The sequence below is a fragment of the Streptomyces sp. NPDC045022 genome, from assembly GCF_056432605.1.
This window is the reverse complement of the sequence record NZ_JBWKIR010000025.1, coordinates 44,040-62,823: the sequence shown is the minus strand read 5'-3', so window position 1 is coordinate 62,823 and position 18,784 is coordinate 44,040. Positions and strand designations below refer to the sequence as shown.

The 18,784-nt window shown below is 69.0% G+C and carries 20 protein-coding genes, 1 pseudogene and 1 CRISPR repeat array; of the genes and pseudogenes, 14 read left to right on the top strand and 7 right to left on the bottom strand.

Annotated elements, in window-relative coordinates; all coding sequences use genetic code 11:
* The first annotated feature begins 248 nt into the window (after positions 1-248).
* Positions 249-644, top strand: coding sequence for a hypothetical protein (locus AC07C1_RS32480; RefSeq protein ID WP_478944856.1), 396 nt, complete (start codon positions 249-251; stop codon positions 642-644).
* Here the strand turns inward: AC07C1_RS32480 and AC07C1_RS32475 are convergent.
* A complete protein-coding gene (locus AC07C1_RS32475) occupies positions 613-1,104 on the bottom strand; it encodes a Glu/Leu/Phe/Val dehydrogenase dimerization domain-containing protein (protein ID WP_478944854.1) in 492 nt (163 codons plus the stop codon). The two genes, AC07C1_RS32480 and AC07C1_RS32475, sit on opposite strands and share 32 nt — an antisense overlap.
* A 44-nt stretch (positions 1,105-1,148) precedes the next feature.
* Here AC07C1_RS32475 and AC07C1_RS32470 point away from each other — a divergent pair, with 44 nt between their 5' ends.
* Positions 1,149-1,607 carry an Lrp/AsnC family transcriptional regulator gene (locus tag AC07C1_RS32470; protein ID WP_478944852.1) on the top strand — a complete coding sequence of 153 codons (459 nt, stop codon included), beginning with the start codon at positions 1,149-1,151 and terminating at the stop codon, positions 1,605-1,607.
* 768 nt (positions 1,608-2,375) lie between these two features.
* Positions 2,376-3,425, top strand: a complete 1,050-nt coding sequence (locus tag AC07C1_RS32465) for a NucA/NucB deoxyribonuclease domain-containing protein (protein ID WP_478944850.1) — start codon at positions 2,376-2,378, stop codon at positions 3,423-3,425.
* A gap of 66 nt (positions 3,426-3,491) precedes the next feature.
* Here the strand turns inward: AC07C1_RS32465 and AC07C1_RS32460 are convergent, their stop codons facing one another.
* The 4 genes from AC07C1_RS32460 to AC07C1_RS32445 form a co-directional block, all read right to left on the bottom strand.
* Positions 3,492-3,959 (bottom strand): hypothetical protein, encoded by a 468-nt coding sequence (locus AC07C1_RS32460; RefSeq protein ID WP_478944848.1) that lies wholly within the window; start codon positions 3,957-3,959, stop codon positions 3,492-3,494.
* Positions 3,960-5,042: 1,083 nt separating this feature from the next.
* The gene (locus tag AC07C1_RS32455; protein ID WP_478944846.1) at positions 5,043-5,642 is read right to left on the bottom strand and encodes a hypothetical protein; all 600 of its coding nucleotides are present in this window, start codon (positions 5,640-5,642) and stop codon (positions 5,043-5,045) included.
* Between the two features lie 222 nt (positions 5,643-5,864).
* Positions 5,865-6,377 (bottom strand): hypothetical protein, encoded by a 513-nt coding sequence (locus tag AC07C1_RS32450; protein WP_478944844.1) that lies wholly within the window; start codon positions 6,375-6,377, stop codon positions 5,865-5,867.
* A 56-nt stretch (positions 6,378-6,433) separates the two neighbouring features.
* Positions 6,434-6,919 (bottom strand): hypothetical protein, encoded by a 486-nt coding sequence (locus AC07C1_RS32445; protein ID WP_478944842.1) that lies wholly within the window; start codon positions 6,917-6,919, stop codon positions 6,434-6,436.
* Positions 6,920-7,058: 139 nt separating this feature from the next.
* On the opposite strand from AC07C1_RS32445, the gene AC07C1_RS32440 reads away from it, so the two are divergent.
* Together AC07C1_RS32440 and trxA are read left to right on the top strand one after the other, a co-directional pair.
* Positions 7,059-8,108, top strand: a complete 1,050-nt coding sequence (locus tag AC07C1_RS32440) for a hypothetical protein (RefSeq protein WP_478944840.1) — start codon at positions 7,059-7,061, stop codon at positions 8,106-8,108.
* 191 nt (positions 8,109-8,299) lie between these two features.
* On the top strand, positions 8,300-8,626 hold the full coding sequence (gene trxA / locus AC07C1_RS32435) for a thioredoxin TrxA (protein ID WP_478944838.1): 327 nt from the start codon (positions 8,300-8,302) through the stop codon (positions 8,624-8,626).
* Between the two features lie 142 nt (positions 8,627-8,768).
* Here trxA and AC07C1_RS32430 read toward each other — a convergent pair whose 3' ends face one another.
* On the bottom strand, positions 8,769-8,993 hold the full coding sequence (locus AC07C1_RS32430) for a hypothetical protein (RefSeq protein WP_478944836.1): 225 nt from the start codon (positions 8,991-8,993) through the stop codon (positions 8,769-8,771).
* Between the two features lie 808 nt (positions 8,994-9,801).
* On the opposite strand from AC07C1_RS32430, the gene AC07C1_RS32425 reads away from it, so the two are divergent.
* The 7 genes from AC07C1_RS32425 to AC07C1_RS32395 all read left to right on the top strand — a co-directional run bounded on the left by AC07C1_RS32425 (position 9,802) and on the right by AC07C1_RS32395 (position 16,576).
* Positions 9,802-10,371: a DUF4232 domain-containing protein gene (locus tag AC07C1_RS32425; RefSeq protein ID WP_478944834.1), complete on the top strand. Its 570-nt coding sequence runs from the start codon at positions 9,802-9,804 to the stop codon at positions 10,369-10,371.
* Positions 10,372-10,840: 469 nt separating this feature from the next.
* Positions 10,841-11,020, top strand: a complete 180-nt coding sequence (locus AC07C1_RS32420) for a hypothetical protein (RefSeq protein WP_478944832.1) — start codon at positions 10,841-10,843, stop codon at positions 11,018-11,020.
* 385 nt (positions 11,021-11,405) lie between these two features.
* A complete protein-coding gene (locus AC07C1_RS32415) occupies positions 11,406-11,951 on the top strand; it encodes an alpha/beta hydrolase (protein WP_478944830.1) in 546 nt (181 codons plus the stop codon).
* On the top strand, positions 11,948-13,093 hold the full coding sequence (locus AC07C1_RS32410; protein ID WP_478944828.1) for a hypothetical protein: 1,146 nt from the start codon (positions 11,948-11,950) through the stop codon (positions 13,091-13,093). Before AC07C1_RS32415 ends, AC07C1_RS32410 begins: the two co-directional genes overlap by 4 nt.
* The gene (locus AC07C1_RS32405) at positions 13,090-14,259 is read left to right on the top strand and encodes a hypothetical protein (RefSeq protein WP_478944826.1); all 1,170 of its coding nucleotides are present in this window, start codon (positions 13,090-13,092) and stop codon (positions 14,257-14,259) included. The genes AC07C1_RS32410 and AC07C1_RS32405 overlap by 4 nt, the downstream gene beginning before the upstream one ends.
* 500 nt (positions 14,260-14,759) lie before the next feature.
* Positions 14,760-15,299 carry an ArsR/SmtB family transcription factor gene (locus tag AC07C1_RS32400; protein WP_478944824.1) on the top strand — a complete coding sequence of 180 codons (540 nt, stop codon included), beginning with the start codon at positions 14,760-14,762 and terminating at the stop codon, positions 15,297-15,299.
* A complete protein-coding gene (locus AC07C1_RS32395) occupies positions 15,296-16,576 on the top strand; it encodes an MFS transporter (RefSeq protein WP_478944822.1) in 1,281 nt (426 codons plus the stop codon). Before AC07C1_RS32400 ends, AC07C1_RS32395 begins: the two co-directional genes overlap by 4 nt.
* Here the strand turns inward: AC07C1_RS32395 and AC07C1_RS32390 are convergent.
* A complete protein-coding gene (locus AC07C1_RS32390) occupies positions 16,566-16,838 on the bottom strand; it encodes a hypothetical protein (RefSeq protein WP_478944820.1) in 273 nt (90 codons plus the stop codon). The genes AC07C1_RS32395 and AC07C1_RS32390 overlap by 11 nt on opposite strands.
* On the opposite strand from AC07C1_RS32390, the gene cas2e reads away from it, so the two are divergent.
* Positions 16,825-17,151, top strand: coding sequence for a type I-E CRISPR-associated endoribonuclease Cas2e (gene cas2e, locus AC07C1_RS32385; protein WP_478944818.1), 327 nt, complete (start codon positions 16,825-16,827; stop codon positions 17,149-17,151). The genes AC07C1_RS32390 and cas2e overlap by 14 nt on opposite strands.
* A gap of 22 nt (positions 17,152-17,173) precedes the next feature.
* Positions 17,174-17,872: direct repeats of the CRISPR family, unit length 27 nt; unit sequence TCGTCCCCGCGCCCGCGGGGGTAGCTC.
* Between the two features lie 51 nt (positions 17,873-17,923).
* Positions 17,924-18,771, top strand: a pseudogene (locus AC07C1_RS32380) (IS5 family transposase).
* The last annotated feature ends 13 nt before the right edge of the window (positions 18,772-18,784 follow it).

Below are 18,784 nucleotides of genomic sequence, written 5' to 3'. Positions count from 1 at the left end.
GCGTGGCTCAGCAGATCGAGGCGGTGAACGCGGTAACCGGCACCGGCTTTTCGTAGCGGGGGTGACAGTTCGGCAGCGCACAGGCGGGGCGTAGGGCCGGCCGGCGGGCGCCGCGGCACCAGGTAGGGATGACCGTCGCATAGAGTGCGGGCGCGCTGGGTTCCACGTCATTCGCCGAAAGATGATCTTGGATACCTTCGTACTCGTCTCCGCAGGCATCCCTCGGGCCGCACCACCAGGAGGAACCAGTGTCATCCCCGCAAGTGATCACCCCCGAGGAGAAACTCGCCGAGGCGAAGAAGCAGCTGAGCTTCCCGCCTATCGTCGTGATCTGTGGCTCCACCCGTTTCATGGCCGAGATGGCCGAGGCCGAGTTGCGGGAGACCACCGCTCGGCCCGGAAAGATTGTCGTCAAGCCGGCTTGCGATCTGAAGTCGCCGCACGAACTTTGGTCCGATCCTGTCGAGACTGAGGCCCTGAAGGTTCAACTCGACGAATTGCACCGGTCGAAGATCCTGCTCGCTGATGAGGTGCTCGTAGTCGGCGACTACATCGGAGACAGCACCCGAGCCGAAATCGCCTACGCCCGGTCACTGGGCAAGCCCGTGCGGTTCACGCACCCCGAAGTCGACCCCGACGCCTGAGCGCCCACCCCCAACCCTCCGCAGGCACCCCTTGGAATTGGTCATATAGCGGGTGGTTTGGCGGTGAAGGCGGTCCGCTTCCCACGTCCGGTCCTGCGATGTAGCGGCCACCGAGCGATTCGATCGCGTCGCCGAGGTCGTGGAGCAACGCCGTACGCTCCGCGCCGGTCGGCGGCGTCGTGGTGGGGAGGGCGACGACCGCCTTTGCGCCGCCGTGGCCGAGGCCGGCCAGCGCGTTCTTCTCGGTCATCGCTACCGCCAAGCGAAGCGCGTCCGCGATCGCGGCGGCGAGGTCGGGGTAGTGAGCGATCCGGCACCCGCCGACGGCCGGGCCGAGAGCGGTCGAGTGGATTGCGATGGTGATCGCCAGACCACTTCGGCGACCGCGCACCACCTGCACCAACTCGTGCACGGGGTACGGGATGTGGAGGGGCAGAGCTTCCTGAAGTGCGCCTGTCATGGCGTGAAGCTAGCTGTTTCGACAATGCTTGCGTCCCCTGCCGAATGGACGAACTTGATTCGGCGATCGTCCGGCATCTGGAGCGCGATGAGCGGCAGACCAACCGCGACCTCGCCCGCACCCTCGGCATAGCCCCGTCGACCTGCCTCGAACGCATCCGTCAACTGCGCGCCCGCGGAGTCATCACCGGCTACCACGCCGCCGTCGATTCGGCCGCCCTGAACCGCCACGTCCAAGCGCTCGTCCACTTCCAGATCCGCCCCCTCAGCCGGGCGGTCATCGAGGCGTTCAAGATCTATGCGGCCGGCCTGCCCGAGGTCAGCACGGTCTATGTCGTCACCGGCGGCGACGACATGATCGTGCACGTCTCCGTGCCGAGCGTGGACTACCTCCACGGCTTCCTCATGGACAAGTTCACCGAACGCCGCGAAGTCGTCGGGTTCCGTACCTCTGTGATCTACCAACACACCCACAAACAGGTACTCGACCCCCTCACACCTTGACCCGCAAAGCGTGCTCCTGCGCCCGTCCGCCAGCCCACGGTGCTGATGATCCGTGCCGGGTGGCCGCGGTCTGGGGTCCAACTCGATGCGGCCATCAAGGGTGAGCGCATGAGCCCCCGAAGCGTGCGTTTAGCGTGCATTCTGCGTACGGATGGCTTTCGCGGGCTTGGATGAGGTCGGGCCATGAGAGCGGGTGACGCGTCGCTTGGCGTGTCGGCGATCTCGCCTTGTACAGCCGTTGGGCGCTGAGATTGATCATGAATTGCTCGCCGGCAACCCGAAAACCCTCAGCCCCGGCGCGCTCTCGCTGATGGAACGGCTGCTCGCCACCCTTGCCGAGGCTGGCATGCCCCCGGAGCACTGCGGCGCCGCCACCGACGCCGTGCCGTGCTCCAGGAGCGAGCCATCCGCGATGCCGGTCACCGCCCGAAGAGGGCGCCGCCCTCCAGCCCATGATCGCTGTGGCGGCGGCGGTGTGCGCCGTCATTGGCAAATGCGGACGGCCGAGATGATCTGAAAGTGGAGTCGTATGTCCTTCCGGTCGGTGCTGCCACGCCGTCCTTGAAGGAGTTGCAGAGCGGACAGGGCGTACAACGGCTGAGGGATTTGGCCGCACAAGCGGAGCCGGGGGTGGGGCTTGCGCGGGAGACGGTGGGCCCGGCCGCCTCGTACACACCGGTCTCCCGCAGGACCTCGGACACGGCACCGTCCTTGAACGCGGGGGCGTCGGTAGGTGCCGGGGCCACGGCCCCGCAGCCGGCTCGGACGATGACATTCGAGGAGTGCAAGAAGGGGCTGGGCAGCGACAATAAGTTTTTCGTGAAGTCCCGGTTCGCGGTGTGCGATGGGGCGTCGTTCTTACAGACCTGGGTGCGTCAAAGGCAGGTTGTCGGCGAGAGCAAGTTCAACGTCCGTGTGGTCGGCACGATCGCGAAGAACAGCCGCACGATCGACTTTCAGTACTACTTCACCGACTTCGCGACGACCGGCACGACAGGCGCCGCCACCATGCCGATCACAACAAAGGGCAACATCCCGCAGAGCTGGCCCGCCGGCGCGCGCTACACCCGCGGCGGGAACCTGCCGGGCACGAAGACCTTCACGGAACTGAAGGCGCTGCGCACGTTCCACCAGACGGTGAACGCCAAGCCCGGGCAGGGCAGCAACGGCACCACCGACCTGCTCTTCGCAGTCTACGAGCCGACCATCAGCTACACGCCTCCGGCCCCGTGGACGTTGAGCGGGGACACGGGCGGAAAGCTCTTCATGCTCGCGCCGCGATGGGATGCCGCGTCGTACCTGGCTAACTCCACGGGAGGCGGCAATCCAGCGAAGAAGGGCGCGGCAACCTTCAGCTACGTCACGACGCTTGTTCTGAGCGCAAAGCAGGGGGCCGAGGAGCGGGCCGAGGCCGCGCACATCAGGGATGCGTTCTTCCACCCGGAGAGTACGAAACCGTACATGTCGGCGAAGAAGGTGTCCGGCCTGAAAGTGAACGACCCGCTGCACCGGACGGTAAGTGCCAGCCGCAGGGACAACAACCGCAAGGCGGCGGTCAAGCAGTGCAAGCGGTACTGGGGTGCTGACTACACAACCGGGGGAAAGGAATGCGACGAGTACCCGTTCGCGACCACCTATGAGGGGGCCGCGGAAGCCGACTACGATTCGGACGTCAGGAAATTCAACTTCTCCGTGAAGCCGATCCCAAAGGACGACAACCGGGCTGGCGGGAACCTCCTGCAGGGCTTCTACGCCAACAACCGCATCATCGACGGATCCAACGATAACGATGCCTTCCTCGTGAAGATCGTAACCTGACCCGACGCATGCCGCGGCGGGAGTGCAGCCGGAACTTGGCCCTGCCCTGCCCCCGCCGCGGCCTGGTCAGGATCCGCTGGGCCAGAACTGGATCAGATACCGCTCGACTCCTGTGCCGCTGCCCTCGCCCTCAGACAGGGCTGCGGCCTCAGCCCGGCCCGCACAGCTGACCCGGACACGCCACCTGCCCCCTGAATCAGCCAGCGTGATGAGGTCGTCGGTGCGGCCCAGGCTCATGGACCACACCGCCACCTGGCCGCTGGCCGATTCGAAGGCGGCCTCGGCCTGTTCATCCCATCCGGACCGGTCCTGTGCGGGCGGCGGGTCGTTCCACACTTCAACGGTGACGGCGGCGGTGTGCGTGTGGCCGCCGCTGGTGATGTCCAGCCGTCCAGGATGAGTGCTGAGGAAGGTGTCGTAGTCAAAGCCGTCAGGAAACGGGACCGGCAGGTCCGCGTCGTCGGACTCCTGCAGCCCAAAGGCGTTGTATCCCACATCCGCATCGATGTGTTGCTTATGTACGAGCTCTGCCATGAGCGTCCCTTCAACGTCATACGTGACTGGACATCGCCAGTGATCGTAGTCCCGTCTCGCGTCTGCTGAGCCCGTCCGATCGCTGCGCCACCTGTCGGACGGGAATTTCGGAGCGCGCGCTGAACTGGCCGTCGGCGTCAGGTAGCGCGCCGACGTGGTGCCAAACAGCCTGCTTCGACGCTGCGTAACTGACAGGGCAGTGACCGACCTTGGCCACCCCCATCGCGCTTCCGCACAGCAGCGAAGCCGCCGGGGGGACGAGGAAGGGCCGCTGCGCTCAGCTGGGCTGACCGGCCGGCACAGCCGGGGGCCGGAGAACGCGGACGAGCCGACAGCATGTGCTGTCGGCTCGTTGCTGCGGACCCGGAGCCAACCAGGGCCCGCACGATGTCCCTGATCAACCTTGTTGGAACCACGTGGTGCAGGGGCGTAGCGGGATGCTCGCAGCGTTGAAGCTTCCGGGCAACCCAAACTGGTTTACGTCTGGGTGTTTACATGATCATCCGCACAACTGTGGCGCGCTCCCGGATTAGTACTGGCGAGCGAACCTGTAACCACCCTGGTCGGCGCCTTCTTCGTCACGGAGCGTTCCGATCCTTTGGCCAAGGATCCTATCCGATTCGACCTAAGGCCCGCGCATATGCCGATGGGCCACCAAATCCGTGGGTGAGATGAGTCTGAATGAAAACACACGATCGGTCGTGACGTGTGGTCACGGGGTGGCAGCATTTCCGTCACCGCGACCGGCGATCAACCGCCCAGCGGCACAACCTTGTTGGAACCCGAACCACCCTGCCGTCATGAACGGCCACGAACAAATAGTGCAGGAGCCTTACATGTTGAGCACCGTCGTCGGCCCGAGGCCGCGACCGAACCTCCCCGAGGCCGTCATCATCACGGTCGTGATCCACTTCGTGACCTTCCTCTGCCACCGCACCATGGGCGGCTCAGTGTGTGACCTGCGGCCTGGTCGGCCGGTTCCGCCTGTCCGCTGTCAGGCAGGGCCGTGGGTGCCGCTGGTGCGCAGTCCCGCCGCCGTGAAGCTGGCCGACCTACCGGTGCTGGACGGCCTACCAGCAGAGGTCACCCAGCCCGGCCGGCACGCCGCCGTGCCCACCAGGACAGCCGTGGCGCAGTGACGGCGTTGACGGCCCGGCCGAACGCCTCGAGGGCGGCCTCCAGGCGCGCGGTGTCCTCCACGTCGGACAGGGCATTCAGCAGCTGCTCGGTGGTGGTGACGACGGTCGGGTGGGAGCAGCGCATGAGCGGGGCGGCGGCGGTGGCGGCCCGGGTGAGTGGCTCGCGCACGGCGGCCACGGTCTGCTTGCTCGCCACCCGCTCCCGGCTCAGCAGCTCGGCTGCACGCCCGAAGCCCACGAGCCCGCTCTGCACGTCGGTGCCGCCGGCGATCCGGGCGCGGGCGGCGCCACCGGCGAAGGCGAGCGCTGTCAGCAGGAACGTCCGGCCGCGCTCGGCCGGCCCCTCCCACAGCAGCCGGTTGGCGGCGGCCGCGCCCTGCAGTTCCATCACCGCCACCGTCATCGCATCCGCCTGCACCCGCAGTGCCCCGATCTCGGCCTGCTGCTCCTGGTGGTTGCGGGCGCGGTTGGTCAGCCACGCCGCAAGAACGGCGATGACCGCCCCGGAGACGAGCGTGCTGGCCAGCTCGATCAACTTGTCCATGCCCGCAGGCTGACCGCACGCTGGCCCGGGCGTCCGGGCCGTTGCGCACCTGACGCACAACCCGCACCCTCCCGTTGCCGATCAAGAGCAGGGGCCGCGCCTGGACGCCGTGAAGCCCCGCCCTGCGCTGCTGCGCCGGTGCGGGGCCTCACACGCGTATCCGCGGGGGGTCGGATGTTCATGCACGCGCTGCCGTGTCCAACGCGGCGAACCGCTGTGCGGTCACGGGCTGGCGGGGTCGTCCTGCTCCCCGTCGGCCATCTTCTGCTTGAACTCCGTGAGGTCCGCGTAGGTGGCGGCGTGCACGATCTCCAGACGGGTCACCGCCGACTGCACGTCGTCGCGGCGCATGTCGCTGACCGCGAACTCCAGCAGGACGGCCACCGTCATGTTCTGCTTCCACATGCGCAGCTCGGCCTCGTCCACCAGCTGCGGGTCGCTGAACATGGCCAGAGCGACGTAGCGCTTGCGCGCCTGCTCCTGGCGGCGCCGACGAAGCAGGCCGGCGCCGGGCCGGTCCATCTGCCGGACCGTGCGCAGCTCGTGCACCATCGCCTGGATCTGCTTCTCCTGCTCGGGCGTCCAGCCCGGCTCCGGCGTGCCGGGAAGCGCGTGGAGAGCCTCCTGGACAGCCTGCTGCGCCGCCTCGGCTCCGTCGCCCGTGCCGTCGTCCGGCAACAGCTCAGCAGCCTTCCTGAGCGCTTCGCCAGCAGCCTCTTCGTCGTACTCGGACACGCTCGCCCCTTCGCTGTCGGACGCGCAGCATCCCCCGCGCGCGCCGGTCCGGGCAATCAGGCGTCGTCCAGCCCGGCCGGGCCCGCACCGGCACGCCGCTCGGCTGCGCGCCGGCGGATGACGTCCGGCAGCTGGCGGGAGGCGGCGGCCGGGATGAAGAACAGCCCAATCATGCCGAGCCCGGTCACGGCGACACTCAACAGGCCCACCGACACCGACGGGTCGTCGACCGAGACCACCCCGCAGAACACCGAGCTGACCGCGACGAACACCAACGAGGCGACGATCCACCCCTCCCGCAGCGGGGAACGGGTGCGGGCCACCACGCTCAGCCACCACGTCCAGCCCGCCATCACGCAGAACAGCACAGCCGCCGGCGGCAGCAGCACGGGCGGCGCCCACCGCGCGACGTCACCGCGGGGCAGCTCCTGCCCGGTCAGGTAGCCGACCTGGACCAGCCACACCAGGTACACCGGCACCTCGATGGCGATCACCACCCACATCAAGACCCGCAGACCCCGTAACGCGCCGCGCTCGCTCATCCCTTGGCCCTCCCCCTCGATCAACAGGTCCTGGGGAACGTAGCGGCCGGGCGCCGGCACCCACCAGGGCGCGTCACCCGCAGGGGTGGATGTGATGGGCAACCGGTGATCAGTGCCCCGCTCCCGCCGCCGTCCCCGCGTGTCCGCGCCCGGCGCGGCCGCGCCCCGCCAGCCGGTCGACCGGGCGAAGGTCGGCCGCAGCTGGGTCCGCCGGCGCGCCACCGGCATGACCGCCATCGAGGCCGCGGCCGCGGTCGAGGAAGCCCGGCTGCAGCAGCACATCGACCGCGACCGCGAGGACCTGGCCGACGACGAACGCGGCCCCGCCGAAGTCGCGGAGTGGGAACGCATCGCGCAGCTGCTCGCCACCACCGGCGGGATGTACGACCCGAAGGCCGACGCCGTCGTCCAGGACGAGCCCGCCGCCGAAGCCGCGGCGGCCGCCGAAGCCGAAGCCGAACTCCGGGACCCGGAGCTGGAGCAGGAGCGGCAGGAGTGGCTGCACTCCAACGGGCTGCCCGAACGCGCCCACATGCTGATGGCCCTGGAGAAGGCTGGCCTGCTCGGTACGACCGGCGCGCACTACGGCGCCGAAGGCCCGCTCGTGCTGCACGAGCCTGAGGACTGCAACGCCCTCGACTACCTGAACGAGTACGGCGAGTTCTCCGACATGTTCCGCATCCTGGAGGGCCACGGCATGACCCCTCCGAGGGACCCGAACGCCGTCCCCGCGTCGGTGCGGGCGCACAGCGCGCTGTTGCGGGCCATGGGGCGCGGTCCGGGACGCTGGAGGGCTTCGACGCGGGCCACGCGGTGCGCCTGGCGCAGGCCGACCCGGACGCCGTCCTCGCACTCGCCGCGTGGATCGAGGCCCGCGGCCGGAGCACCCGGTGAGCGCCGACGGCCCCGTGGTCGCCACATGGGTGCAGTCGACGGGCTGCGGCACCCGGTACGAAGAGCTGACGGCCGACGGCCAGGTCCACGTCGACTACACGCCGCCGCTCGGGGAGCCCTGGTTCGAGGGCGACGACGACCCCGACCCGATCTGCGGCTGCCCGCGCGTCCCGAAGCAGTTCTGCATGGAGTGCGCCGACTGCGCCGACTGCGCCGCCTGCGGGCAGTGCACAGGCCCGCACGTCTGGCCGCCGCTCCGGGCATGACCACCGAGGGCGACCGCAGTGTCCTCTGACAACAAAGTTGGATCGATTGCCAGTGAAACTGGATGGGCCCGCCCCAGCTCCTCGGAGAGCTGGCGCGATGCTGAGGGGCGCTTACGGAAGTCGAAGAGGTCGGTCCCTTCGGGAACGTTGAGGAAGAAGCCGCTACTGAAAGCAGTACTTGGGCGTTGTGCATCCCGTAGACAGCCACTGAGGAGACCCGATGGCCGGGCAGGTTTTGCATGTGACCGATGTGTCGTTCGACCAGGATGTACTCAAGGCGGACCGGCCCGTGTTGCTGGACTTCTGGGCAGAGTGGAGTGGGCCCTCCAAGACGATCGCGCCGCTTCTCGACGAGGTGGCTGCGGACTACGGTGACAAGCTCCAGGTCGCAAGGCTTGACGTGGACCAAAACCCGGAAACGCCGGCGAAGCTCTCCGTCCGAGGCGTCCCTACTCTGATCCTCTTCAAGAATGGTGCTGCGGCGGGGACGAAGGTCGGAGCGCTGTCGAAAGTGCAGCTCACCGCGTTTCTCGACTCTCACATCTGACCGATGCAGGTCGAGCACCCGGCGGCCCTGGGTGACAGCGGTCGGGAAGGCTGTTGTGCCGATGCCCTGGCGGGATCCTTTCCGTCAGGGCGGGTCTTGCTCCTCTTCCTGCCGGAGACGGCCGTGGTGACGGGCCTCCGTATCAGTTCACCCGATCTTGATGGTGCCGCAGGCGGTGACGTTGCCGTGGTGTGCGTCGGCGCTTTCGGGTGCCGTCGTGCCAGTGCAGCCAGAACGGCTGCGAGGCGATCCCCACCACCTGCGGATCGCGGTCCAGCAGGATCAGATGCTCCCGCTCCAGCCACGACTCGTAGCCGACGTGGTCCCGAGCCGTGGCGCAGTAGTACCAACCCGCGCCTCTCGACACCCATGGCCCAGCGGAAGTCCCGGACCGGCTCCACGGCCTCGAACGGCGTGCTCCACCCCTGGCCCAAGGGCTGTTGTCGACGACGTCCCACTCAAAAAAGTCCAGCTCAAAGGCCGATAGCGCGGCATCTCCGTACGCAAGAGCCGGTGCCCCCGCCCTGCCCCCAGCCCCCTCGGTCCAACATCAGTGGCAGGAACGTAGTGGTTGTCCAACTTCCCTGGCAATCGGTCCGGGTTCAGTAGCAGAGGACACTCAGCGCCAGACCCCTCCCACGCTCACCGAACGTGACGGGCTGAGCTGCCACGCACCCCCGGCTGTGCTGTCACCCCCACCGGTTAGAGCGTGACAGCAGCCGCAATAATGCCCGCTAATGTCTTTCTTGGGGCGTGGATCGGGCCTGCACCCCCTTCCAAGGCCGGTTCGGCCTGACAGCGTGACGCGTGACAGGAAGGCTCGCGGCGGGCGCGGGTTGTCCCGTGCCACTGGATCTTGACCGTTTGCCATCGGACTTTGACGGACGCGAGTTTGTGTCACCGGAGTTTGATCACCGCAGGTCAGCGACTCAGCGCACCTTCGGTGCGCGCCGGGGGCGTGTTAAAACCCGTGGCGCGCTGGAGGTGCTTCGGTCTGCCCTGACGGCCATCTCCACGGGTGCAGCCTGTCGTCACCGTTCCGTCACGAGTAGTCGCCGCGCGGAACCCTGCCGCTCTCCCGCCCTGTCTGCACTCACGTACCACGACCACGCGTACCGCGGGGCAACAACCGACGACCGAAACCCGCGGACGAGACGACTCAGGGGGACGACAGCATGCGTCACAGCAACGGCATTCGCAGGGCGGCTCTGGCGACGACGGCGGTCACGGCCGTCGCGGCGGCGGTGACCGGCATCCTGCCCGGCACCGCCATGGCGGCGAGCACCACCACCTCCACCCCGCCGCCCGCCTGCCCGGCCTCCGCCCTCCAGGTCAGCGCCTGGCAGGCCGTCCACCGGCCCGTCGGGACCGGGACCGGGGCGGCGGTCGTGCAGTTCACCAACGTCTCCCGGAGGACGTGCGTCCTGAAGGGCCATCCGACGGTCGCGGGCGCCGGCAACGGCTCCCCCGCCCACAACACCCCGCTCAAGGTCACCCCCACCGGCGGGGCGGCCACCGTGACAGTCCGGCCGCACGGCAAGGCGTGGGTGAAGCTGACCTTCGTCCAGGTCCAGGGGGAGGCCGACGGCTACTGCGTGTCGGGCAAGGACCCGGTGACGTATCCGACGATGGTCATCGGGCTGCCGCACTCCGGGAAGCACCAGGTCGCCCTGAACGACGGGGTGTGGGCCGAGTGCGACAACAAGGTGACCGTCACCCCGGTCTCGGCGGTCAAGCCTTCCTGACCCCCCGTCCCCACAAATCGAGCAGCCTGGATGACGATCGCAAGGCTCTGACCTACACGTTTACGAGGAACTGCACATAAGTGCAGGTGAGCGACTCAGCGCACCTTCGGTGCGCTGAGTCGCTCACCTGCGGTGATCAAACTCCGATGACACAAACTCGCGTCCGTCAAAGTCCGATGGCAAACGGTCAAGATCCAGTGGCACGGGACACGGGTCATCACGCTCCGCTCCCACCCGGGGGTTTGTCTCACCGAAGTCCGACCGGTGCTCGGCAGGTCAGAAGCCCCGGAGTGAGGCGTCGTGGTGACCGCCGGAGACGGGCGTGTCCATGGGGTGCAGCCATCGGAGCGGAACGGTGAGCGCGGCGACCCGGAGGAGTCGCCCATCGTCTCCGGCCGGTACCGCCGGTACGGCAGCGCGAACGGCACCTCGCAGCGGTACGTCTGCCACACCTCGACGTCCGGCGCGTGTGGCCGAGGCCGCCGAGGCGCTCAGCCAGTCGGTGATCACCGCCAACCGGGCGCTCCACCCCCTGGAACAAGCGGGCGAGGGCGCTCAGGCCGCGTACGAGGTGGCGGAGGCCGAGTTCCACCGTCGGCTGGAGAAGTTCACCGCCGCGGCCCGCGAGGCGCTGTCCAGCATCCAGTAACCCCAGACCGCTGGCCCTGCGGCCGGTGCCCCCCACGTGTCACACGGTGGCACAGCGGCTGTTGCCGGCCGGCGCGGTGTCCCGCCTGGCCGAACGACGTCCCTTTCTCGTCTCCTTGGCGGCCGCACGCAACCACAGTGGTGTGGCGGCGGGCACTGAGCAGGTCTGTACCGGCCCTGACCAGGGCAATAGGGTGAATGCCGTCGCCGGCCGCGACGGGGGAGGGGACACCATGACCAGTACCCGGGACCACCAAGTTGGTGTGCTAGGCGGAACCCTAGAGGCCTACTGCCTGGTAGGTAGAACTTTCCTTTCTTCGAAACGCTGGATGAACCATGCCGGTGCGTGGAGGGATGCCCGGAAAGCCCTCTCATGAGGCAAGTCGATGGCCATCGGCCCGGTGCCCGGCTGGGCCTGTTCAGGCCGCGGCGGGAAGTGGGCGCTGGAGTCCGTCGGCGAGGCGCTGGGCGAGGAGGGCTGCCTGGAGAGCGCCGGCTGGCCCGGGGCTGGCTTCGATGGCGCCGGCAGCCGCCTCTACCGTGTGAGCCGCCGCTGCCGAGCGCGGTGGCAGCAGAGGCCGGAGTTGAAAGGCCAGCAGCAACTGGCGAGCCGAGTGGGCAGTGCCGCCGCGTACCTGTCTGCGGGGATGCCGCCTGCCTGCGACTTTCAACGCTTCACGGCGTGTTATCCGCGGCGCCCCGGAGAGACCCCGTACGAGGGGGTTGCGGGCACGGCGGAACAACTGGGCGGCAAGACCACGGTGAAGCTGACGTACATGGGCCAGGATCACGGCCCGTACGACCACCCCAGCTGCGTTGCGCCTGCCGCGGACGACTACCTGCTGAACGGCAAGATCCCCATGTACGGGAGCGGGCTGCTCCTGAGTGATGACGGTGGATACACTTCTGCGCCGGAGGGGATCACGGAGTGAGTGAGATAGACGAGGCGCCCGCGGAGCCTGGTTGGTTGCGCCGGGCGCTGTCGCACAGCAGGCGCGGCCCGTTACTGCTGATGTCCGCGCTGGTGCTCGTGCTTGCGGGTACCGGGCTCGGTACGTGGGCGGCGGATACGTGGCCGTGGCCGAAGGACCGCTACTGCTGGGGCGCCTGGGAAGAGGACAGCGGTCCGGACTTCCTCGGCGACGAGGCCTTCGGCGATGATGACGACGGGTCACGCACCGGAAGGGAGACGGCACCTACCCGCGAGCGTCCGACCGGCAGCTGCGAGGTCGCCATCGCCAGCGACTACAAGAGCAGTTACGACGGCGACAAGGTCACCACCGACCAGAAGGTGTCCGTCGAGTACGGCCCGGTCCCCAAGGCCGCGGAGGCCCGGCTCGCGATGGTCCAGGACGGTTTCCTGGGCGGTGACATGGTCCCGCTCCCGGACGGCCTGCCGGGCACGGTGAACGGGCGCGGTGGCCTGCTGGTGCTCCCGAAGTCCTGCGATACGCAGGACGGCCGGCCGACCGTCGTCACCATGCACGCGTCCGGCACGTATGCCAACGGCCCCTCGTACACCCAGAACGATCCGGCCGACCTGGGCGGCGCCCGGCAGGCGGCGGTGCTGCTCGTCGCGGCGGCCAACCGAGGGATGGCGGCGGCCGGTTGCGCGCCGCACGAGCCGCTGAGGGTCAGCTCGCCGCTCTACGACCTGCCGGGCAAGCAGGAGCGCGTCTTCAGCACCTCTGACGACGTCTGCGGCATCCGCGGCCTGCGCCTCGACACGGAGGATATCGAGGACCAGATCGGCGCGGTCACCCGCGACCTGCAGACGTGCAGTGTCCGTGGCGATCGCGACGGCGTGCCATACCTGGACCTGGCGATGGTTGCGCAGCCCCGGCTGGCCGCGGTGTTCGACGGCATCGCGGGCGAGCGGCCCGCGGCCCGTGGCTGGCGCGGCACGGGCACCCTAGGCAAGGAGCACGCGATCGTACGGGCCGACTGCGCTGGCCGGCCCGTCATCTTCTTGATGGGCGCGTCCACCGACCCCGGCCACCTCGCCGTCTTCGCCAACGCGGTCGCGGCCCGCCTGGGCTGCGCCCCCATCGCCCCCAAGGGAGCCGGCCGGTGAGCAGCACTGCGGATGAGCCGAACCGATGCGAGCAGCCCCTGTCCGCCGAGCGGGAATTGTTCAGCGAACGGCGCCTGCGCCGGTGGCACTGGCGCAGGCCGCTGCGCGGCCGGGTCCGGCCGCTGCTGGCCGCGGGTCTCGCCGGGATGCTGCTCGGCGCCGGCGGCATGGCCTGGCAGACGCAGGCCGGGCCGTTCGCGCCGGACGAGGTGTGCTGGGGCGCCCTGTCCCGCGACGACCTCGCCGCAACCTTCCGCAAGCCGGAGGACGTCAAGTCGGTCGAGGCTCCCGTGCTGCACGGTGGGCGATCCATGGACGGCCCGACCGGCAGTTGCCAGTTGACGAACAGCGACGGCGACGCATGGGCGCTCACCGCCCGGGTGCACCGGCTGGACGACCGCAATGGCGACGACGGCAAGTGGGCCGAGGAGTTCCTCTCCGCTCGTCTCACCCCGCTCGGCGGCGGCCTGCTGGGCATGGCCTCGGACAGCCGCGCCTGGCTCGCCATTCCGGACGGCTGCCTGGGGCGCCCCGGCGACTTCGACGGGCCGACCGTCGTGGACATCGCCCAGGGCAGCTGGATCAACGACATGGAGCCGCGTACCAAGGAGCGGGACGGGATGGCCCACATGGTCGTGAAGCTCGCCAACAAGGTCAGCGCGGACCTGGGCTGCACCGGCACGATCGCCGATCCGGTCGACCGCCTGCCGAAGGCCGCCCGCTACACCCGCACAGAGAAGCCGAACGCGCTCTGCGGCATCAAAGGGCTGACCCTGGGCAAGAAGCGCCAGCTGCACCAGTACCCCATGATCACCGACGGGCCCGGCCCGGTGCGCACCTGCGACCGGGACATCACCGGCTCACAGCCGAAGCAGCGCCTGATGACCGTCGAGGACCCGAGGCTGGCCGGGATCTTCACAAGAATGGCGCTATACGAGGGCGACCGGGTGCGCTCCGCCGCCGGCTACGGCGGCCTCAGCCCAAACCTCGGCATCTTCCAGGCCCGTTGCCAGGCGGGCGAGACGGTATTCGTCGTACAGTCCAATGGGGACGGGACGAGCGCGGACCTGCGCACCCTCTTCCCCCGCTATGTCGAGGCCGAAGCCGCCCGCCTCGGCTGCGGCCCGCTGAAGCTGAAACTGCCACGGCCGGGCGAGGGTCGCTGACTCCCGCCCGGCCGCCGTGCCGTAAGTCGCCGCAGATCCTGTCGGCCAAGGCGAGGCGGTGGCGGGGGGGCGACGGTGCTTCACCGTGCAAGCCGTACCGCAGACCACATTGACCACGTCAAATGCCGCCGATTAACACACCGTGAAGCGTTGGAAGTCCCAGGCCTGCCTGGGTCGACACCTACGTCACGAACATGCCGTACGTGCCTGAACAACCCGCTGATATGTGTCAGGCACTGGCCCTGGCCTTGTTCACGAGAACCGACAGCAGATGGTCACCACTTCGGGAGGCACGACGGCCAGCGGTCGTTCGATTTCTGCCGAGACATGTCAAGGAACTGAAGTGCCGCTGAGATTGATCTCGGTCTGATCTGCCACAGTGCCCGGATCGGCAGCGGGTGGGGGCTTTGACAGAAGGTCTCGCGCGCCGGACAGCAGATTCCGGAGGTCCGCGCGAAATCCCCTTGCTCAATGGTCAAGAATCGTTGACCATTGCTCGCATGCCTACCGATGATCTTCCCGAGACGTTTCACGTCACCACGGACGAGCAGCTGCGCGCCGTCTCCAATTTCACGCGCCACCGGATCATGGCCGTGCTCCGCTTCGAGCCGGCGACGATTACGCAGATCGCCGAGCGGGTGGGCCTTGCGAAGGGGAGTTCCAGCTATCACGTGCGGTTGCTGGAGCGGGCCGGCTTGGTGAAGGTGGTACGGACGCGGAAGGTGCGGGGTGTCACCGAGCGGTACTACGCGATGGCCGCGCGGGCGATCGTGCTGCCGGATCCGGGCGAGGGAGGGCCGGATGTGCTGATGCGGCATGCGGTGGCGGACCTGGAGGCGTCGCCGGTGGATGGCGAGCGGCACGTACGGATGGCGCATCTGCGGCTCACCGAGGAGCAGTTCGCGCAGCTGGGGGCGCGGCTGCAGGCACTGGCGGACGAGTACCGGGAGCTGTCCGATCCGTCGCTGCCGGACGCGTCACTCGTCTTCGCACTTTTCCACCCGGCACCGCGCGAGCAGGCCGAGGGGGGCGCCAAGTGACCTCAGCTGTTCGGAAGTTGCCGACGGGGTTCGGACGGCTGTGGACTGCGCAGACGGTGTCCTCGCTCGGTGACGGTGTGTCGCATGCCGCGCTGCCGCTGCTCGCGTTGACGTTGACGCGGGATCCGATGGCGCTCGCCGTCGTCACGGCCGCCGGGACGCTGCCGTGGCTGCTCTTCGGGGTACTCGGCGGTGCGCTGGTGGACCGCTGGGACCGCCGGCGCACGATGTGGGGCATGGACGCGGTGCGTGCGGTGCTGCTCGCGATACCGGCGGCAGCGGCCGCGCTCGACGTGCTGAGCATTCCGCTACTCGCGGCCGTCGCCTTCCTGCTCGGCCTCGGTGGACTCTTCTTCGACACGGCCGCCACGGCCTATCTGCCGGATCTGCTCGGCCGCGACCCCGCACTCCTGGAGCGGGCCAACTCTCGCTTGCGCGGAGCCCAGACCGCCATGTCCGGCTTCGCGGGGCCGCCTGCGGGCAGTGCGCTGCTCGCTCTCGGGCGGGCGGTTCCGCTGCTCGCCGACGCGGTGTCGTTCATGCTCTCCGCACTGCTCGTACGGTCGCTTCCCGCCATGCCCCGGCCCGTGCCGGAGATCCGCGAGTCGCTGCTTCGGCAGGCGCGGGCCGGGGCCTCGTACGTCTTCCGGGACCGATTGCTGCTCGGGCTCGCGCTCCGCCCGGCGGTCGGGAACATCGCCTTCCTCGCTGTGGAGACCGTACTCGCCCTCTTCGCGCACGACCGCCTCGGCATCGACACCTACGGCTTCGGCCTGCTCCTCACGGCGGAGGCCACCGGCGGCCTGCTCGGTGCGGGCATCGCCTCCTACCTTGGCCGACGACTCGGCACCGGCACCGCACTGACCTGCACGGCCGCAGTCGAAGGGCTTGCCATCCTGGGCCTTGCCGCTGCCCCGAACCCGTACGTGGCCGGGCTGGCGCTCGCCGTCTGCGGGGCCGGCATGGGCGCCACGATGGTGCTCGGGCCCTCCCTCCGGCAGACGATCGTCCCGGCCCACCTCATGGGCCGGGTCGCCGCCACCTCCCGCATGCTGGCGATGTGCGCCGCCCCCATCGGGGCCTTCCTCGGCGGCTGGCTGGCCACCACCTACGACATCCGCACCCCGCTCTACGCCGCCGCCGTCCTCCTCCTGGCGATGACGGCCGTCACGGCATCCATGACCAACAACCGCCGGGTCGAAGCGGCGCTGCGTGCCGCCGTTCACCATCCCCCTCGCCTTCGACCTCTGCACGCAGAACCTCACCTCAGAGCGTGACGCGCGTACGGCTCTGCGGGACGCAGCCGTGCGAGGCAAACTCCTGCCTCGCATGGTCGCTGAGATCAAGCAACTCCTGGTCCCCGACGGCGGCGACCTCCGGGACGAGGACCTTGGCGCCCTCTGGGATGATGGCGACACCGTCGTCAGCGGCGGCCGTAACTGGAGCGCCGTCCATCACCTCGACGTCATCCCGGAACCCACCGACCCCACTCCTGAGGGGTTGCCCCGTGAGTGCAGGGACGACCGTGGTCGTGCTCATCGCGGCCCCACCCGGGCTCCGCGGACACCTCACCCGCTGGTTCGTCGAAGTGGCAGCAGGCGTCTATGTCGGGAACCCCAACCCCCGCATCCGCGACCGCCTGTGGAACCTCCTCGCCGAACGCATCCACGACGGGCAAGCCGTCATGATCGAACCCGCGGCCACGGAACAGGGATGGTCAGCCCGCACCGCTGGCCGCGAACGCTGGACCCCCGTCGACTTCGACGGCCTGACCCTCATAGCCCGTCCACGACAGAGCGGACAACCGTGGCGGCTCGCGAATGAGGTAAAGCAAAATAGCGTGAGCCGCTGACAACCCTGCAGGTCACGAAGTGTCGTCCCCGCGCCCGCGGGGGTAGCTCCACCCTCCGGAGGAGCCCGTGGCTAGACGTTCAGTCGTCCCCGCGCCCGCGGGGGTAGCTCCTCCTGATCCACCTCAGCGAGACGGATCTCCTCGTCGTCCCCGCGCCCGCGAGGGTAGCTCGACCGCGGCCCCCAAGACCTCGGGCGGGGGCAGGTCGTCCCCGCGCCCGCGGGGGTAGCTCGGGCAAACTGGCCCGCCAGAACTCGGTGCGCAAGTCGTCCCCGCGCCCGCGGGGGTAGCTCCCCGATCATCCGGCCACCGTGGGTGAGCCTCAAGTCGTCCCCGCGCCCGCGGGGGTAGCTCGTGGCACTGGCTGTACATCCGGCAGGAGGAAAAGGTCGTCCCCGCGCCCGCGCGGGTAGCTCGATCGATTAGCGCTCCCTCGCGCGCGCACGCGTGTCGTCCCCGCGCCCGCGGGGGTAGCTCCCTGCAACGCCGCAGGTCAGGGGCGGTTGCGGGATCGTCCCCGCGCCCGCGGGGGTAGCTCCCGGGTGGGCCGCAACGTCCAGACCGCCGTCAGGTCGTCCCCGCGCCCGCGGGGGTAGCTCGCCCGACACCGGTATCGACCCCCGCCACGCCTAGTCGTCCCCGCGTCCGCGGGGGTAGCTCCCTGATCCCCTATGCCAAGAGCGACATGGAGGCGTCGTCCCTGCGCCCGCGGGGGTAGCTCCCGCGTGACCGCTGTAGAGGCGCACTCGCTCTGCGGCGGTACGCCGCAAGCATGCCGACGCGACGGCCTTATCCGAGTGACCTGTCCGATGCCCGCTGGGAGTTGATCGAGCCTGTGCTCTCGGCCTGGCGGTTCGAGCGCCGCGGCCGGGCCCTGGACTTCGACCGGCCGCCCGAGCACGACCTGCGCGAGATCATGAACGCAATCTTGCACGTGGGCCGCACCGGGGTGCAGTGGCGATACCTCCCGCATGACTTCCCGCACTGGAACACGGTCTACGGCTACTTCGCCAAATGGGCCGACGAGGGCATGTGCGCCCAGCTCAACGGCCTGCTCAGGAGACTGCTACGGCAGAAGGAAGGGCGTGACGCCGAGCCGTCGGCCTGCATGATCGACGCCCAGAGCGTCAAGACCTCCACCAGCGTCCACGCCTCCGGCCAGGGCGTCGACGCAGGAAAGAAGATCGTGGGCAGGAAGCGGAGCATCGTCACCGACACGATCGGGCTCCTGATGGCGGTGCTGGTCGGTGCGGTAAGTGTGCAGGACTCCGTGGTTGGCACCCGGCTCTTGGGACCAGGTCGCCGCCGACCACCCCGGCGTCCGCAAAGTATGGGTGGACGGCGGCTACCGACAACACGTCGCCGATCACGCCGCCGCACTCGGCATCGACATGGAGATCACCGCCCGCAAGCCCGGGACCAGGGGGCTTCACCCCGATTCCGAAGCGGTGGGCGGTCGAGCGGACCTACGTCTGGCTCATGCTCCACCGCCGCCTGGCCCGCCACTACGAGACCCTCCCCGAACGCTCCGAAGCAATGATCCACCTCGCCTCGACCAACCTCCTGGCCCGCCGCCTCACCGGCGAGAACACCATCTCCTGGCGCGACCCGACACCATAGAACAAACATCCGA

Bases quoted from the DNA above. Each gene is read 5' to 3' on its own strand.
- AC07C1_RS32400 (WP_478944824.1), top strand. From the start codon at position 14,760: ATGCCTACCGATGATCTTCCCGAGACGTTTCACGTCACCACGGACGAG.
- AC07C1_RS32415 (WP_478944830.1), top strand. From the start codon at position 11,406: ATGGCCATCGGCCCGGTGCCCGGCTGGGCCTGTTCAGGCCGCGGCGGG.
- AC07C1_RS32475 (WP_478944854.1), bottom strand. From the start codon at position 1,104: ATGACAGGCGCACTTCAGGAAGCTCTGCCCCTCCACATCCCGTACCCC.
- AC07C1_RS32460 (WP_478944848.1), bottom strand. From the start codon at position 3,959: ATGGCAGAGCTCGTACATAAGCAACACATCGATGCGGATGTGGGATAC.
- AC07C1_RS32425 (WP_478944834.1), top strand. From the start codon at position 9,802: ATGCGTCACAGCAACGGCATTCGCAGGGCGGCTCTGGCGACGACGGCG.
- AC07C1_RS32455 (WP_478944846.1), bottom strand. From the start codon at position 5,642: ATGGACAAGTTGATCGAGCTGGCCAGCACGCTCGTCTCCGGGGCGGTC.
- AC07C1_RS32470 (WP_478944852.1), top strand. From the start codon at position 1,149: ATGGACGAACTTGATTCGGCGATCGTCCGGCATCTGGAGCGCGATGAG.
- trxA (WP_478944838.1), top strand. From the start codon at position 8,300: ATGGCCGGGCAGGTTTTGCATGTGACCGATGTGTCGTTCGACCAGGAT.
- AC07C1_RS32465 (WP_478944850.1), top strand. From the start codon at position 2,376: ATGACATTCGAGGAGTGCAAGAAGGGGCTGGGCAGCGACAATAAGTTT.
- AC07C1_RS32445 (WP_478944842.1), bottom strand. From the start codon at position 6,919: ATGAGCGAGCGCGGCGCGTTACGGGGTCTGCGGGTCTTGATGTGGGTG.
- AC07C1_RS32390 (WP_478944820.1), bottom strand. From the start codon at position 16,838: ATGAGCACGACCACGGTCGTCCCTGCACTCACGGGGCAACCCCTCAGG.